Below are 1,113 nucleotides of genomic sequence, written 5' to 3'. Positions count from 1 at the left end.
TATTTGGCTTGAATATCTGTTGGCTTTCCTTTGTGCTTACAGAGATATTTTGTGCCTTTTTAAGTCTGGTTGCACTACGTAATGTAGATCAAAAAACGATTCAACCTTTAAAGACTTTTGAGGTATAATAGGAACGATGAAAAAGGGAATGGTATTATCGATTATCAGCGCTGTCTGTTTTGGATTGGTGCCTCTATTTACGAAGATCGTCCTCTCTATGAATTATGATGTGATTGCCATTGGCTTCTTTCGATTCTTAGGCTTGGGGATTTTTTCGGCATGTATGATCAAAATCAAAAAAGTTCCATTAAAACTTGATGTTTCCATACTGCCATCGATTGCGCTGGACAGCTTTTTTCAAGTTCTAACACTGATTTTATTAAGCACGTCATATCTGTTTATTCCGACCGGGAATGCGACCTCTCTGCATTTTATGTATCCGATCTTTGTATTTTTGATTCTATACTTTTACTATAAGAATCATTTTTCAAAGATTCAGTGGATTGCCTTGATTCTATCCATTTTAGGCATTTTGTTCTTTATTGATTTTGGCAATATGAACAATGGAATCGGAATGTTGATCGCCATTGTTTCCGGTTTGACTTATGCCATCTATATGGTGATTCTGGATAAGCAGGGCCTGGCAGCTTTAAATCCTTTTATGTTGGCTTTTTATGCCTGTATTATGGAAGTGATCGTTTTAGGCATAATCGGAATTGTGCTAGGAAGCTTTTCTATCACTGTCAATGGATTAGCTATCGTTTCTTTGATTGCGTTAAGTGCTTTATCGATTGGGGGCACTTTATTGTTGCAGGTGGGTACACGCTTGATTGGTTCTGGCATGGCTTCTTTGTTTTGTCTGTTTGAACCATTGACATCACTATTCTGTGGCTGGTTTCTGTTAAAGGATCCGATTTTGGCAACGAATATTATAGGATGTATTTTGATCTTTGCCGGCATATTTTTGATCATGAAACCAAAGAAGAGGAGAAGATAACATGGATCGACGTACACTGTATGAACAAAGCAAGGAACCTTATCGCTTTTCTTTAAACAAGCTTTTATTTCTTTCGGTTCGAGGAAGTCTCTTTGTTTGTCTTTTGATGCTCGTTG

Annotated in this window: 1 protein-coding gene; it reads left to right on the top strand. The window is 37.3% G+C overall.

Annotation, left to right across the window (positions count from 1 at the left end; all coding sequences use genetic code 11):
* Nucleotides 1–136: 136 nt before the first annotated feature.
* On the top strand, nt 137–997 hold the full coding sequence (locus tag U0M88_RS09865; protein ID WP_331869700.1) for a DMT family transporter: 861 nt from the start codon (nt 137–139) through the stop codon (nt 995–997).
* The last annotated feature ends 116 nt before the right edge of the window (nt 998–1,113 follow it).

It is taken from the genome of Faecalicoccus sp. (assembly GCF_036552745.1).
GTDB lineage: Bacteria > Bacillota_I > Bacilli_A > Erysipelotrichales > Erysipelotrichaceae > Faecalicoccus.
The sequence above is the reverse complement of the archived record's forward strand: the minus strand, read 5'-3'. Positions and strand labels throughout refer to the sequence as shown.

Coding starts and splice junctions, on each gene's coding strand:
- U0M88_RS09865 (WP_331869700.1), top strand. CDS start 137: ATGAAAAAGGGAATGGTATTATCGATTATCAGCGCTGTCTGTTTTGGA.